Source organism: Nocardia sp. NBC_00881, assembly GCF_045207455.1.
In the GTDB taxonomy this organism is placed as follows: Bacteria; Actinomycetota; Actinomycetes; order Mycobacteriales; family Mycobacteriaceae; genus Nocardia.
Genome location: NZ_CP108798.1, coordinates 6,172,841 through 6,188,304, shown reverse-complemented (window position 1 = coordinate 6,188,304; position 15,464 = coordinate 6,172,841). Strand labels below are relative to the sequence as shown.

Genomic DNA, 15,464 nt, shown 5'->3' with positions numbered 1-15,464 from the left:
CGAAACCGTCGGCCAGCCCTGTCCACCAACCATTTTCGGCGTCATCGACAAGTCACACCAGATCGCGTTTCCGCATCAGCCAAACAGCGCCGCCCGCAAATAGCATCACGTGGATCGCCAGAACGGGTGGTGCCCCGCCACCATCGCCATGCCTCGCTCGGACGGATCATCCCGACCAGCATGCGCAGCTTGGCCGCTCCATTCGGACCGAGGAACCCGTAGATCTCCCCAGAGGAACGCTCATGTTCACGCCGATCTGTAGCGTTTGGTCACCGCCCGGGTGACCACGATCGAATCTGTCCTGCTCCGAGAATCCGCCGCCGACCATGTTCATACATCCGTCGCGGGGCGACATTCGGCAGACGCGTCGAAACCGACGGGCACCACCGCGTGCGGCCGACGGACGCGGCAACCGAAGTAAATGCGGTGACAACGAAAGAATTCCGGCCGCGCGAATCCCAATTCCCGATTCGGATCGTCCGATATCGGCGAAATACGTTCCGAGGCGGACATCGAATCATTGCCCAGCCGCATAGGCTACGTGGGTGCGGGTGGCAGGGATGACGGATCGGAACTCGGTCGGCTGGGACTGGGGGGTCGCGCTTGTCGTAGCTGCGATTCAGCTGGTCGGTGGCACGTTCGCGAACATGCGGCAGACGGGGGCGTCCTCCCTCGACGTTCTCGGTTACCTGCTGCTGCTCGCCGGGCCGGTGGCGCTGATCTGGCGGCGGGCGCGGCCGATGCCGGTATTGTTCGTCGTCCTCACCGCGTGCCTGGCGTACTTCCTGCGCGGCTACGGGTACGGGCCGATCTTCGTCTCGCTGATCATCGCGTTTGTCACCGCGGCGAGCATCGGATCCCGGTGGTGGACCTACCCGCTCGTCCCACTCGGCTACCTGGCCCTGATCTGGCCAGTGCCCGCGCTGCTCGGCAGTTCAGCCGGCATATGGCAGATATTCGCGCTGATGGCATGGCTGGCCGTGCTGCTCTCGGTAGCCGAAGGGATTCGGCAGCGTAAGGCGGCGCTCGTCGCGCGAAGGCAACGGGCCGAGGCCGCACGCAGGGATGAGGAGGCGCAGCGGGAACGGCGAGCCAGCGAGGAGCGCTTCGCCATCGCGCGCGAGCTGCACGACGTTCTGGCGCACAGTCTTTCGCTGATCAACGTGCAGTCCTCCGTAGCGCTGGAACTGCTCGACAAGAAACCGGAGCAGGCGGAGTCGGCGCTGGCCGCGATCAAGACCGCGAGCCGCGACGCACTCGCCGAGGTCCACGCCCTGCTGCACACAATTCGCTCCGGTAGCACGGTCGCTTCGCCTGAGCTCGAGTTCGCCGACGAGGGCCCGCGCCGCCACCGGAACCGGCGGGGGCCCGAGCACATCGGACGCGATTCGCCTGCGAGCGAACAGGGCTCGACCGACCACGGCCGCCCCGAGCAGGTCGACAAAGCCGCCGAACCCGTGCGGGCACCGCGCGCTCCCGCGCCGAGCATCAGTGACCTCGACGAGCTCCTCCAGCGCGCCCGCGCGACCGGCCGGACGGTCGGAACCCGAGTGCTCGGCACACCGCAGCAGCTGCCCAGCGTCATCGATGTGGCGGCGGCACGGATCATCCAGGAGTCGCTGACCAATGTGCTGCGGCACGCGCCGGGCGCCGACGCCACGGTGACCGTGCGCTACGCCACGGACTCGGTCGACGTCACCGTCGACAACACCCGGCCGACGGGTACACAGTCGCGGTCGGGCACGAGCGGGGGCAACGGCATCATCGGCATGCGGGAGCGAGCGCACGCACTTGGCGGCGCGCTCACGGCAGGCCCGCGCCCCAGCGGCGGATTCCGGGTCGCTGCCCGGCTGCCCACGCGTGCGCCGGAATCGAGCACGACGGCGCCGAGGGACTCCCCGAAGCAAACGGCTGCCGAGCAGCCGAGCGCCTCCGGGAAGCAAATAGGGTCCACGGGCGAACCGACCGGCCGAGGCAGAGGAGGCTCCGATGAACGACCACCACGAGAGCGGACGGCTGAATGCCACGGCCGGGCAATCTGAAGCCACGGCGAGCATCCGGGTACTGGTGGCCGACGACCAGACACTGGTGCGCGGCGGTTTCGCCGCGCTGCTGGACGCGCAGGACGGCGTCGAGGTGGTCGGCGAGGCGGACAACGGCGAACAAGCCGTGCGGCTGACCCGTAGCCTTCGGCCAGACGTGGTGCTGATGGACGTCCGCATGCCGATCCTGGACGGCCTGGCCGCCACCCGCATGATTGCCCAGGACCCCAGGCTGGCCGATGTGCGTGTGGTCGTGCTGACCACCTTCGAACTCGACGAATACGTCTTCGAGGCGATGCGCTCCGGCGCGACGGGGTTCCTCGTCAAGCACACCGAACCGGCCGACCTGGTGCGCGCGATCCGCGTGGTCGCGGCGGGCGATGCCCTTTTGTCCCCCGGCGTCACCCGCAGGCTGATCGCGGAATTCTCCGCGCGCGCGAAGACACCGCCGCGGGCCACACTGTCCGAACTCACCGACCGAGAGCGTGAGGTGGTGACCCTGGTCGCTGAGGGCCTGACCAACGCAGAGATCGGCGAACGTCTCTTCCTGAGCCCGGCTACCGCGCGCACCCACGTAAGCCGTATTCTCACCAAGCTCGATGCCCGCGACCGGACCCAGCTGGTGGTGATGGCCTACGAATCCGGGCTGGTCCGACCGGGGTGGCAGTAGGATCTGGGCGGACGCGGAGCCAGCCCCGTGCTGCGGGCAATATTCCGGCAATCGCTCCTCGATGAGCGGATAACCTTCTCGGCAAGCAATGGGTAAACATTGCCGACAGCGCTGTTTCCGAGCAACTGACCTACGCGTCCAGGCGTATCGCAAGTGACGACGCGCGACCGATGCCGGAGGTATACCGCGCGGCGCAGTCTTGGGCATGAATATTTTCACTCACGCCGGGGCCGTGAGCGTCTTGGCCGACCACTGCGGCGAGGCGTGGCATCCCTGGCCGTTCTTCTGGATCTTCCCGCTGCTGTTCTGGCCCACCTTCCTCGCTGTGGTGTTCTTCGCACGGAGACGGTTCATCGGACGTGCGAGCGGGATCGGCACAGTGCGGACCGCGTTCGCCCGCGGCGAGATCACCGAGGAGCAGTACCGAGACAGGCTTGCCGTGCTGCGCACAAAAAGCCCGTGCATACCGGATGCCGGTGTGCACGGGCCTTTTCGTTGCGATTTACTCGCCGGAGGCGGCCTCGGCGGCCCCTTCGCCCGCGCCGGTCAGCACGACTTCAGGCTTCTCCTCGGTGGGAGCCTTGGTCAGCTTCGCCTTTCCGGTGAAGGTGAACTTGGCGTCCTCGCCGGAACCTTCGCCGTCCCAACCCTCGACATCGACCACGATGGTCTGTCCAGGGCCGATCTCGCCGAAGAGGATCTTCTCCGAGAGCTGGTCCTCGATCTCGCGCTGAATGGTCCGGCGCAGCGGCCGGGCACCGAGCACGGGGTCGAAGCCGCGCTTGGCCAGCAGCGCCTTGCCCTGCGGAGCCAGCTCGATCTCCATGTCCTTGTTCTTCAGCTGCCTGCCGACGCGGGCGATCATCAGGTCCACCATCTGCACGATCTGGTCAGTCGTGAGCTGGTGGAAGACGATCACGTCGTCGATGCGGTTGAGGAACTCGGGGCGGAAGTGCTTCTTCAGCTCGTCGTTGACCTTGAGCTTCATCCGTTCATAGTTCGAACCCTCGGCGTTGCTCTGGGTGAACCCCAGGCCAACGGCCTTGGAGATATCCGAGGTGCCCAGGTTCGAGGTGAAGATCAGCACGGTGTTCTTGAAGTCGACCGTGCGCCCCTGGCCGTCGGTGAGACGGCCATCCTCGAGGACCTGCAACAGAGTGTTGTAGATCTCCTGGTGTGCCTTTTCGATCTCGTCGAACAGAACCACGGAGAACGGCTTGCGGCGCACCTTTTCGGTGAGCTGGCCGCCCTCTTCGTAGCCGACGTACCCGGGAGGGGCACCGAACAGCCGCGAAGCGGTGAAGCGGTCGTGGAACTCGCCCATGTCGATCTGGATGAGCGCGTCGTCGTCGCCGAACAGGAAGTTGGCCAGCGCCTTGGAAAGCTCGGTCTTACCGACACCGGACGGACCGGCGAAGATGAACGAGCCGGACGGACGCTTCGGATCCTTCAGACCGGCGCGAGTGCGGCGGATCGCCTTGGAGACGGCCTTGACGGCATCCTCCTGGCCGATGATCCGCTTGTGCAGCTCGTCCTCCATGCGGAGCAGACGGGTGGTCTCCTCCTCGGTGAGCTTGAACACCGGGATGCCGGTCCAGTTGGCGAGCACCTCGGCGATCTGCTCGTCGTCCACCTCGGCCACGACGTCCAGATCACCCGAGCGCCATTGCTTTTCACGCTCGGCCCGCTTGGCGACGAGCTGCTTTTCCTTATCCCGCAGCCGCGCGGCCTTTTCGAAGTCCTGCGCGTCGATCGCGGACTCCTTCTCCCGGCGCGCCTCGGCGATCTTGTCGTCGAACTCGCGCAGGTCCGGCGGAGCGGTCATCCTGCGGATGCGCATCCGAGCGCCTGCCTCGTCGATCAGGTCGATCGCCTTGTCCGGCAAGAACCGGTCGTTGATGTAGCGGTCCGCCAGCGTCGCGGCCGCGACCAGTGCACCGTCGGTGATGGATACCCGGTGGTGCGCCTCGTAGCGGTCGCGCAGACCCTTGAGGATGTTGATGGTGTGCTCGACAGTCGGCTCGCCCACCTGGACCGGCTGGAACCGACGCTCCAGGGCGGCGTCCTTCTCGATGTACTTGCGGTACTCGTCGAGGGTGGTCGCGCCGATGGTCTGCAGCTCGCCACGGGCCAGCTTCGGCTTCAGGATGGACGCGGCGTCGATGGCGCCCTCGGCGGCACCCGCACCGACCAGCGTGTGCAGCTCGTCGATGAACAGGATGATGTCGCCGCGGGTGTTGATCTCCTTGAGCACCTTCTTCAGGCGCTCTTCGAAGTCACCGCGGTAGCGGCTGCCCGCGACCAAAGAACCCAGGTCGAGGGTGTAGAGCTGCTTGTCCTTCAGCGTCTCGGGCACCTCACCGTTGACGATGGCCTGCGCGAGGCCCTCGACCACGGCGGTCTTGCCGACACCGGGCTCGCCGATCAGCACCGGGTTGTTCTTGGTGCGGCGACTGAGCACCTGCATGACCCGCTCGATCTCTTTCGAGCGACCGATGACCGGGTCGAGTTTGCCCTCGAGCGCGGCCTGAGTCAGATTCCGGCCGAACTGGTCGAGCACCAGCGAGGTGGACGGCGTGCCCGCCTCACCGCGTGAACCGGACTCGACCGGCTCCTTGCCTTGGTACCCGGACAGCAGCTGGATGACCTGCTGGCGCACGCGGTTCAGGTCGGCACCCAGCTTCACCAACACCTGGGCCGCCACGCCCTCGCCCTCACGGATGAGGCCGAGCAGAATGTGCTCGGTGCCGATGTAGTTGTGGCCGAGCTGCAGCGCCTCGCGAAGGCTCAGCTCCAGCACTTTCTTGGCGCGCGGGGTGAACGGGATGTGACCGGACGGGGCCTGCTGGCCCTGGCCGATGATCTCCTCCACCTGGCTACGCACGCCTTCCAGCGAAATGCCGAGCGACTCGAGCGACTTGGCCGCGACGCCCTCACCCTCGTGAATCAGCCCCAGCAGGATGTGCTCGGTGCCGATGTAGTTGTGGTTGAGCATCCGGGCCTCTTCTTGGGCCAGGACAACGACACGCCTCGCGCGGTCGGTGAACCTCTCGAACATCGCTCCCTCACTCTCCTGCTCCGACATTCTGGCAACAGACGCCGCAGTGTGCTGTGTAACAACCGTGGGCGTCAGCCTGCCATGAAGCCCGGGGACCGTGGCCCCCGCCTCCACTCTAGTTGGCGGAGGATTTCGCCGCCGCCGGTCCACCCTATTGCCGACCGGCGACAGCACGGTCATTCACTCATAACGTGAGGATCGGTCGATTCGTTTCCGGCCAGGTTTTGCCCTCAGCGAACAGCGGTGTCCGATGACCGCTGCCCACGACGTCCCGCCGACCACGGCCGCTCACCCGGTGAACGGCGCGACGTACACACAGGGCACCGGGCGCGGATGCGCGGGATCGAGCGCGTTGAGCACGTATGCGGCGGCCCTCGGGCTGCCCGCGATGGCCAGGTGCTCCGAGTGGTCCGTGGCGCAGCCGTCCTGGACAACGATGTTCGTCACGTTCGGTCCGGGAACCAGCCCCGCGGTGTAGGGCACCACCGACTCGTCCAGTCCGGTCGCGATGTTCGTGTAGGTCACGCTCGGGTGGTAAACGCCGTCCGCGTTCAGCGCGCGCACGAAGTCCGATCCACGGACCGCCTGGCGGCAGGCCTGACACACCAACCCGGTGAGCGCGTCGAAGGCCGGTTTCGCGCCCATGCGTGCGCTGTACTCGGCCAGCTCGGCCAAGCCCCCGGCGTTCGAGCCCAGCCACGGCGGAGCCAACCCGACCAGTTTGTCCACCCGGGCTGCTCCGCCGAGTCGCTTGACGAAGTAGTTGCCGATGAAGTTGCCCTGGGAGTGGCCGATGATATCGACTTTTGCCGCGCCGGTCGCGGCGAGCACCTGGTGCACGAAGGTGGCGAACTGCGGTGCGCTCTGCTCGATCGGAAGCATTCCGCCGATGGCGGAAATGGGCCAGGGCAGGGCATAGGCGCCATAGGTGGCCGAGAAGACGCAGTAGCCCTCGTTGGCGAGCAGCGGCGCGTACACGCCCCAATTCGTCTGTGCACCACCGCCGGTACCGTGCGCGAGGACCACCGGATTCGGGTGCGCCGCGCTCGGCCGACAAGACCAATCGTTCGTGCCGGGCAGCGAACCGCCCGGATGCGCGAGTTCGGCCGGGAGGCCCTCGAAGAAGTTGTAGACGACCGGATATCGATCCGCGTGCGCCGAACCCGCCGTGCCGGCGCAGAGCGCGGCGAGCAGGACGATCAGTAATGAAAAGCCCGAGACACGCCGCACAGTAGCCTCCAGATCTGGAAGGGTGGGGTTCCAGGAAGCTACCGCAGGGCGTGTCCCAGGCGGGGCTGATTCCGGCGTGTTGTTGGTAAAACTAGTTCTGGTAATGCGCCGGTGTACCGATCTGGTCAGAGTGCACCTGCGCCACGTACCGGCCCGCCACAATGCCCCCGGCCACCGTCGGCCTTCCTTGCTGGATCCCCGCCACGAACAGCGCTCCGCACAACACCAGGAAGGCCAGGGTGTGGAACACGGCACGGACGATGTTCCAACGGACCCAAGCTGATTCGAAATCGGCGCGGACCGCGACGAGGTCGGTGATGGACGTGGGATCGCCCGCCGCGGCCAGCTGATCGTTCAGCGGGACGTTCAACCCGGAGGTCACCGCGAAGGCGATCACGTTGAGTACCAGCGCCACCACGATCCAGATCAGCGTGGTCCGATGCTCCTTGCCCAGATGCAGCCCCGCCGCCAGGATCGTGAATCCGACGGTGCCGAGAAACCCGATCATGAACCAGGGATTGATGATCACCACGTTGATCTTCTGCATCACGTCGATCATGGCGCGATCATCGGCGCGTCCGAGGGCGGGCATCACCGAATTGGCGTAACCATAGAAAAGGCCTGCGATCAGGCCCGTCGCCAGGGTGGCAACAACCAGTGCGGCGAGACGTGCGGCGGTCATGACTTCCTCCTGCTCGGAACTGCCCGGAGTCGATCCCGCTCCGGTTGCTCATTCCAAGTCAAGCCGCTTTCCCGGCCGGCCTCCATGGTCGAGACGCTCGACCGGCTGAGCGAGCGTCTATGGTGAACGCCTCACAGATCTCGATCGGAAATGAGACCGCTCTGCATGGCCAGTCCCGCCAGCCGTACGCGTTTCTGGTTCTGTGGCAGATCTTCCACGCCGAACTTGGCGAACAGTGCGCGCAGGTGGGTCTTGATCGCATCGACGCTGAGGAACAACTCCTCGGCAATCTGCTGATTGGATGCGGGGGTGGCGAAACCCGCGCCGTGTTTGTACGGGCGGCACAGCGCGATCAGCACCGACCGCTGCGTCTCGGTGAGCGATCGGGCCGTGGGCATCGAGCCGGTCGAGGTGCGCGTGATGTCGTCGGGGATGCCGCCGAAATCGTGAAAGGAGACGCGCGAGGTGCCGACTCGGATGACGTCTCCCGCCATCAGCCTGCGCCTGCCGACCAGCCGGTCGCCGTTCACGAAAGTGCCGTTGCGCGAGAGTCCGTCGTCGACGATGGTCCAGTGCGCGCCGAGGTACTCGACAGCCGCGTGCAGACGAGAGACCTCCGCGTCCCAGCTGAGAGCGAGATCGGCATGCGGGGAACGACCGATCGTGACCCGTCCGTGCTCGGGCGTGAGGGTGAACTCCTGCTGGCGACCCGTGTCATCGGTGAACCGCAAGAATGATCCGACGAATCCTGTCACTGCGCCGATACCTCGCCTCTCCATACCGCCAGTGACCGTCGCACGTTTCCATGGTGCCGCGTTCCGTTACCGCGAGCAAGATCGATCGTCCGCCGTCATGGGCCACCGTGTCATCCCGTCGTGCAGCTATATCGAAGCCCTATCACGAACAAGACCGCCGCCCCGACGTCGCACGATTCGCCGGGACAGCGGCCGAAAAAATACAACTATCCCTTCGCGGCCTTGTTGTACGCGTCGGTGATGTCGGCGGAGATGCGGCCCCGCGCAGACACCTTGTGTCCATTACGGCGCGCCCACTCGCGAATTGCGGCGCTTTGTTCCCGATCGATGGAGACCCGGCTCTTCGGCGTACCCGCCGCCGCCGCGGCGGCCTTGACCCTGCGCCGGCCACTCACCCGACGCGCATTCGAAACCCACTCTTCCAGACCGTCGCGCAGCTTCGACGCATTTGCCGACGACAAGTCGATCTCGTACGACACACCGTCGATCGCAAACTCGATGGTCTCGTCTGCGATGGACTCACCGTCGACATCGTCGATCAGGCTAACGGTGACCTTCTTTGCCATGAGATGAACGTCCTCTCGAAATCGTGCGACCCGCATACTAGGCCGATTACCCGAGGCAAGAATACCTCGAATTCCGGAAATTCCAAGACGGAGCCGCTGCTTTGTAATCCAGTGGTCAGCGAGTGACCGGACGCACAATTGGGAACAGTATCGTTTCTCGGATTCCCAATCCCGTCAGCGCCATCAACAACCGATCGATTCCCATACCGGTTCCGGTGGTCGGCGGCATGCCGTGCTCCATCGCGGCGAGGAAGTCTTCGTCCAGCACCATCGCCTCGTCGTCACCCTGCGCGGCAAGCCGAGCCTGATCCACGAACCGCTCGCGCTGGATCACCGGGTCGACCAACTCCGAATAGCCCGTAGCCAACTCGAAGCCACGCACATAGAGGTCCCACTTCTCGGTGACGCCTGCTTCGCTACGATGCTGCCTGGTCAGCGGCGAAGTCTCCACTGGAAAGTTGCGCACGAAAGTCGGCGCGTACAGCTTGTCGCCATACTGGTGTTCCCACAGTTCCTCGACAAGTTTCCCGTGGCCGTAGCCCTTGTCCTCCGGAATTTCCAGACCGACCCGATCAGCGAGTGCCAGTAATTCGACAACCGAAGTATCCGGAGTGACGGCGACACCCAGTGCATCCGACAGGGAGGGATACATCTCGACGGTCGCCCACTCCCCCCGCAGATCGTATTCGGTTCCGTCGGCGAGCGTCACCACCTGCGTTCCGAACACCTCCTGCGCCACTTCCTGCACCAATTCCCGGATCATCGTCGCCGAGTCGTCATAGGTGCCGTATGCCTGGTAGGTCTCCAGCATCGCGAACTCGGGAGAATGCGTGGAGTCCGCGCCCTCGTTGCGGAAGTTACGGTTGATCTCGAAGACCCGCTCCAAGCCGCCGACCACGCAGCGCTTCAAGAACAGCTCGGGCGCGATGCGCAGGTAGAGGTCCATATCGAGCGAGTTGGAATGAGTAACGAACGGCCTGGCCGCTGCTCCGCCGTGCAGCGTCTGCAGCATCGGCGTCTCCACCTCTAGGAATTCTCTTCGCTCCAGCGCATTGCGCAGCGCACGCACCACAGCGATTCGAGTGCGCGCCATTTCCCTGGCCTCAGGACGGACGATCAGATCGACGTAGCGCTGCCTGACCCGCGACTCCTCGTTCATCTCCTTGTGCGCCACCGGCAGCGGCCGCAGTGCCTTTGCCGCCATGAACCAGGAATCGGCCATAACGCTCAACTCCCCGGTCCGCGAGGAGATCACCTCGCCCCGCAGGAAAACGAAGTCACCGAGGTCGACATCTGCCTTCCAGGCGGCAAGAGAGTCCGCGCCGACACCGTTCAGGCTGATCATCGCCTGCAGCTTGGTGCCATCACCCTCCTGCAAGGTCGCAAAACACAACTTGCCGGTATTGCGCATGAATATGACGCGTCCGGCGACACCCACCTGCTGCCCGGTGGCGGTGTCCGCGGCCAGGTCGGGATATGCGGTCCGAATTTCGGCGAGGGTATGCGTGCGCGGCACGACCACCGGATAGGCCTCACTACCGGCCGCGAGCAGCCGCTCCCGCTTCTCGCGGCGAATCCGTATCTGCTCCGGGGCGTCGTCGGCGTCGAGCGCCACGGCAGGCCGCGAATCCGACGTGGATCCGCGGGAGGATGCAGAGTTGGGGGTGCTCACATCGAACAACCCTAGCGTGCACCGGAAACCGTTTTGCGCGCCGCCCGACCTCTGCACGGGAGTAACGAACCGGTATCGGTTGCACGACGAACTACGGGCCGGCCCCGGGTACGGTCGACACCCGAAATAGCCGAACCGCATCGATCGGTGCCCAAAAACAACTGGGCGCCCGGCTAATTCGAGACGGAAGTGATCGAGTGATTTACAGCGAGGCGAGCGCGTCTGCCTCGCGGACGAAGTGCGGTGCACGCACGGCGACGTTCAGCAGCCCCGCCGCCTTCAATGCCTGATAGCCCCCGACCAGGTCGGTTGCCCGGTGCAGTCCGAGCTGTTGTAGGGCGGCGGCGGCCAGGCTGGAGGTATAGCCCTCGGAGCAGACGACGATCCACTCCACGTCGTGATCCGCGGCCAAGGCAAGCCGGGCGGAACTGGAGGGATCGAGCCGCCATTCCAGGACATTGCGCTCGATCACCAAGGCGCCGGGTAAGGTGCCCTCGCGCCCGCGCTGCGCCTGCGGACGGATGTCCACCAGAATGGCGCCCCTGTCGAGGGCTCGCGGCAATTCGAAGGCGTAGATACGGGTCAGCTGGGCCCGCGCGTTCTCCAGCATCTGGTCGACGGTCAAACGGGTCATCACATATCACCTTCGGGCTGGTCGGTGAGAACGGTTCGGGTGCGCCGCAGAGTTCCGTGCCCGGTGACCTCGTAATAGGACATGGCGGTGAGCGGCGGGGAATAGGCGTGGACGCTCAGCGTCGGATCGAGCGGGCCCGCGGATTCGGCGGCGGCCGCGGCCGTTGGCGCGCGCATAACGTCGTGCACCCAGCCGATCGGGAACGACGCCTGATCACCTGCCGTGAGTGTGCGCTGACGCAATTCCGTCCCATTCCAGCGGTATTCGGAGAGTGCGCCGCTGAGCACGGTCAGCGCGCCGAGTGATCCGGCGTGGTCGTGCAGTTCGGTCGACTTGCCCGGCGTCCAGCTGATCAGCCAGACATCGACTTCGTCGTCGGTGAGCAATCTCGTCGCCCACCGCTCGTCGGCCGGCCAAATACCACTCGCGGGAAGCAGATGGTCGAAGCGTCCGGCCAGCACGTCTTCCGCACCTTCGTCGGTGAGCCGCAGCAAATCAGCTGGACGCAGCCGAGTCGGCAGTGCGGGCGCCACCGAGCGTTCCACTGGTGGGGTGGACGAGAAACCGTCACGTGCAGAAGAAAGGGAAAAAACAGAAGAACGCATGAGCGAATCTCCAGGAGCTGGTATCGGTCGAGGGCAAGTATTCAGCCTCGATCGGTCGAGGCAATGTCAGCCTCGACAACACTCCTGGGTGCTCACGCGAAAATACACGAGTGCGAGTTTAACAGAACACGACGCAGGACGGGCAAGCACCCCGGAATGCGACAAATCCGACACCGCGCAAATCAGACACTTCCCTTGCGGCGCTGGTTCCGTTCGTATACAAGCCGAAGGCCGGTCAGCGTGAGATGCGGATCATGGTCCTCGATCGTCTCGGATTCCGGGACGATCAGTGGGGCGGTCGCGCCGGTCGCCACTACCGCGACGTCGTCGCCGGCGAACGCGTCGAACTCGTCGCGAATCCGATCGATCAGCCCGTCCACCAGTCCGGCGAAACCGAATACCGCACCGGACTGCATGCATTCCATGCTGTTCTTCCCCAGCACCGAACGCGGCCTTGCCAACTCGGCACGGCGCAGTGCGCTGCGTTCCACGAGCGCCTCGGTGGAAATTTCCACACCGGGTGCGATGACCCCGCCGAGGAACTCGCCTTTCTTCGACACCAGATCCACACAGATCGCCGTGCCGAAATCGACGACGATCGCGGGTGAGGAGTAACGCTGGTAGGCGGCGAGGCAGTTCACGATGCGGTCCGCACCGACCTCTTTCGGATTGTCCACCAGCAGCGGAATACCCGTGCGCACACCGGGTTCCACCAGCACGTGTGGAACGTGTCCCCAATACTGGCCGAGCATGCCGCGTAATTCGCGCAGCACGGGCGGCACCGTCGAGAGCGCGGAAACGCCGATCACCTCGTCCAACTGCGCGCCGACCAGCCCACGCACCTGCATGGCGAATTCGTCGGCGGTCAGCAGTGGATTGGTGTGGATCCGCCAGTGCCGCACCAATGTCGAATGCGCGCCGCTGCCCGAGAACAGACCGAACTCGATACTGGTGTTGCGGACGTCGATGGTCAGCAGCATTCCCGCTCCGTCCGCCGTCAGACGAAGGACAGAGAGCGCGGCGAGGTCAGCCCCGAGCCCTCCGGCGCGTGCGCCGGGTCCGAACCCAGTTCGACCCGGCGGTTGCGCTCGTCTACGAACACGACTTTCGGGTCGTATTCCGCGAGCTCCTGCTCGTTCATCTGACCGTATGCGATCAGGATAACCAGGTCGCCAGGGTGAACCAGATGGGCTGCTGCCCCGTTGATCCCGATCACGCCGGAACCACGCTCACCCGCGATGACGTAGGTCTCCAGACGGGCGCCGTTGTCGATGTCGACGATGCATACTTGCTCGCCCTCCAACAGATCGGCGGCGTCGAGCAGGTCCTGGTCCACGGTGACCGAGCCGACGTAATGCAGGTCGGCGTGCGTCACGGTGGCGCGGTGGATCTTCGACTTCATCATGGTGCGCAGCATTGCGTCGCCCTTTCTAATTCACGGGTGGGAGCAGGGCGGGGTCGGACACCGCCGGAGCAGGCTGGGGCGTGTCCGCGTAACGCGAACTGGAGACGTTGGGATGGCCGTCGATCGGGGCGCCGAGGGTGACGGCGATGTTGTCGATAAGCCGGGTGGCTCCCACTCTCGCCGCGACCAGCAACCTGGCGTTGCCGGTTGCCGGTGCGGGGCCGAGAGCGGCCGAGCGTAGCACCAGGTAGTCGAGGTCCACGCCGGTAGCGGCATCGAGCACCTGGCGTGCGGCGGCGAGCACCGCGTCCGCACCGAGACCACCCGCGTGCTTGCCTGCCGACAGCGCCGCGGAAAGCGCGAGCGCCGATTCCCGCTGCACCGCGTCGAGATAGCGATTGCGCGAGGACAGGGCAAGGCCGTCCGGCTCGCGCACGGTGGCCACCGGGGTGATCTTCACGTCGAAGTTCAGGTCACGGACCATCTGCCGGATCAGCGTGAGCTGCTGATAGTCCTTTTCACCGAAGAACGCCTCGGTCGGACGCGCTATCTGCAGCAGCTTGGCAACCACGGTCAGCATGCCCGCGAAATGGGTCGGGCGGCTCGCGCCCTCCAGTTCGGCGCCGATCGGACCGGGGTGCACCGCGGTGCGCGGGCCGTCCGGGTACATGTCGGACACCCTCGGCGCGAACACCAGCTCGACGCCTTCCGCGCGCAGTAGCTCGACGTCGGCGTCCAGAGTGCGCGGATACTGGTCCAAGTCCTCGTTCGCGCCGAACTGTAACGGGTTCACGAAGATCGAGACAACGACGACCTGGTTGGTCCGCTTGGCCAGCCGCACGATCTCCAGATGGCCTTCGTGCAGCGCACCCATGGTCGGCACCAGCGCGACGGTGCGGCCGACGCCGCGCAGGGCGCTGGACACAGCGGTGAGCACGGCGGGATCGTGGTGCACGGTCAGCTCACCCGGCCGGTAGGCGCCACGCAATTTCGGGTCGAACATCAGCGTCCTTCCAGCAGCTCGATGACGGCGGGGGTGGCGCCCGCCCGTTCCGCGGTGCGCAGCGACAGCGCCCGATAGCCTGCGGCGATACGGGTGTCGACGGACGCCAGTGCGGCCAGGTGCGCGGCCACCGCGTCGGCGTCGCCGCGGGCCACCGGACCGGTCAGCGCGGCCTGGCCGCGGCGCAGCGCGTTGTCCAGCGCCGCCGAGGCCAGTGGGGCGAGAAGGCGCTCGGCAAGGCCGTTCGGCTGGTCGTCGACGATCTGCTGGCCGAGTAAGCCGGGGCCGTCCAGCGCTACGCGCAGCGCCGCCAGCGCGTCGACAATCACCGTGACCAGGTGATTGCTGCCATGCGCTAGCGCGGCGTGATACAGGGCGCGGTTCTCCTCCGGCACCCGTACCGGCTCGCCGCCCATCTCGATCACCAGCGACTGCGCGATGGCGTAGCCCACCTCGTCGGCGGCAGTGACGCCGAAACAGGCGTTGCCCAGGCGGGTCACGTCTTCGTCATGACCGGTGAAGGTCATCGCTGGATGGATCGCCAGTGGAAGTGCGCCGATCTCGGCAAGCGGCGCGAGCACACCGACTCCGTTCGCGCCGGAGGTGTGCGCGACGATAGTGCCGGGTCGAACGACCCCTGTCTCGGCCAGGCCGCGGACCAGACCGGCCAGCTCGGAGTCGGGAACGGCGAGCAGCAGCAGCTCGCTGCGGGTGGCCACCTCTTCGATCGGCAGGATCTCCGAGTCGGGTAGCCGAGTCTGCGCGCGGCGCACCGAGGCATCGGAAATCGCGGCGACGCCGAACACCACATGCCCGACGCGCTCGAGTGCCGCTCCCAGTGCCGTACCCACGCGTCCCGCCGAGACGATTCCCACCGTGAGGCGCGCGGGCGCGGGGTCACCGCTTGCGACTGCTTGCAGGTCGCTCGAAATGGGACCGCTTGCGACTGCTTGCAGGTCGCTCGAAATGGGACCGCTTGCGACTGCTTGCAGGTCGCTCGAAATGAAGTCGCCCGAATTCGCGTTGTCGGAATTCCCTCTTCTCGAGGTCAACGTTGTCCTCTCGATGTCGTTCCAGTCCCGCCATGCGGGTACCGGACGGTACGTCACGAGAATATCGCTACGCGGTTCGGCGATGCCACG

The 15,464-nt window shown here is 65.7% G+C and carries 14 protein-coding genes; 2 read left to right on the top strand and 12 right to left on the bottom strand.

The features are described 5' to 3' along the window. Positions 1-560 precede the first annotated feature (560 nt). Together OH799_RS26630 and OH799_RS26625 are read left to right on the top strand one after the other, a co-directional pair. Entirely contained in the window at positions 561-2,042 is a 1,482-nt protein-coding gene (locus OH799_RS26630) for a sensor histidine kinase (RefSeq protein ID WP_406269379.1), read from the top strand. Further along, the gene (locus OH799_RS26625; RefSeq protein ID WP_406269376.1) at positions 1,990-2,712 is read left to right on the top strand and encodes a response regulator; all 723 of its coding nucleotides are present in this window, start codon (positions 1,990-1,992) and stop codon (positions 2,710-2,712) included. Before OH799_RS26630 ends, OH799_RS26625 begins: the two co-directional genes overlap by 53 nt. 502 nt (positions 2,713-3,214) lie before the next feature. Here OH799_RS26625 and OH799_RS26620 read toward each other — a convergent pair. The 12 genes from OH799_RS26620 to OH799_RS26565 form a co-directional block, all read right to left on the bottom strand. Then, positions 3,215-5,770, bottom strand: a complete 2,556-nt coding sequence (locus OH799_RS26620; protein WP_406269373.1) for an ATP-dependent Clp protease ATP-binding subunit — start codon at positions 5,768-5,770, stop codon at positions 3,215-3,217. 288 nt (positions 5,771-6,058) lie between these two features. Continuing rightward, entirely contained in the window at positions 6,059-7,000 is a 942-nt protein-coding gene (locus OH799_RS26615; protein WP_406269371.1) for an esterase/lipase family protein, read from the bottom strand. A 91-nt stretch (positions 7,001-7,091) separates the two neighbouring features. Next, positions 7,092-7,682: a DUF1772 domain-containing protein gene (locus tag OH799_RS26610; RefSeq protein ID WP_406269368.1), complete on the bottom strand. Its 591-nt coding sequence runs from the start codon at positions 7,680-7,682 to the stop codon at positions 7,092-7,094. A 131-nt stretch (positions 7,683-7,813) separates the two neighbouring features. Continuing rightward, positions 7,814-8,461, bottom strand: coding sequence for an FHA domain-containing protein (locus tag OH799_RS26605; RefSeq protein ID WP_357262620.1), 648 nt, complete (start codon positions 8,459-8,461; stop codon positions 7,814-7,816). A 182-nt stretch (positions 8,462-8,643) separates the two neighbouring features. After that, positions 8,644-9,003: an Lsr2 family protein gene (locus OH799_RS26600; protein ID WP_327111883.1), complete on the bottom strand. Its 360-nt coding sequence runs from the start codon at positions 9,001-9,003 to the stop codon at positions 8,644-8,646. Positions 9,004-9,118: 115 nt separating this feature from the next. Further along, entirely contained in the window at positions 9,119-10,618 is a 1,500-nt protein-coding gene (lysS, locus tag OH799_RS26595) for a lysine--tRNA ligase (protein WP_406282620.1), read from the bottom strand. 259 nt (positions 10,619-10,877) lie between these two features. After that, complete coding sequence (locus OH799_RS26590; RefSeq protein ID WP_357263427.1) at positions 10,878-11,300, bottom strand: rhodanese-like domain-containing protein; 423 nt, start codon at positions 11,298-11,300, stop codon at positions 10,878-10,880. A gap of 8 nt (positions 11,301-11,308) precedes the next feature. Beyond that, positions 11,309-11,914, bottom strand: a complete 606-nt coding sequence (locus OH799_RS26585) for a cysteine dioxygenase (protein ID WP_406269365.1) — start codon at positions 11,912-11,914, stop codon at positions 11,309-11,311. A gap of 182 nt (positions 11,915-12,096) precedes the next feature. Beyond that, positions 12,097-12,894, bottom strand: coding sequence for a type III pantothenate kinase (locus OH799_RS26580; protein WP_406269362.1), 798 nt, complete (start codon positions 12,892-12,894; stop codon positions 12,097-12,099). A 17-nt stretch (positions 12,895-12,911) separates the two neighbouring features. Next, positions 12,912-13,331 carry an aspartate 1-decarboxylase gene (gene panD, locus OH799_RS26575; protein ID WP_327111877.1) on the bottom strand — a complete coding sequence of 140 codons (420 nt, stop codon included), beginning with the start codon at positions 13,329-13,331 and terminating at the stop codon, positions 12,912-12,914. A 13-nt stretch (positions 13,332-13,344) separates the two neighbouring features. Then, positions 13,345-14,322 carry a pantoate--beta-alanine ligase gene (gene panC, locus OH799_RS26570; RefSeq protein WP_406269358.1) on the bottom strand — a complete coding sequence of 326 codons (978 nt, stop codon included), beginning with the start codon at positions 14,320-14,322 and terminating at the stop codon, positions 13,345-13,347. Beyond that, positions 14,322-15,242, bottom strand: a complete 921-nt coding sequence (locus tag OH799_RS26565) for a Rossmann-like and DUF2520 domain-containing protein (RefSeq protein ID WP_406282616.1) — start codon at positions 15,240-15,242, stop codon at positions 14,322-14,324. Before OH799_RS26565 ends, panC begins: the two co-directional genes overlap by 1 nt. Between the last annotated feature and the right edge of the window lie 222 nt (positions 15,243-15,464).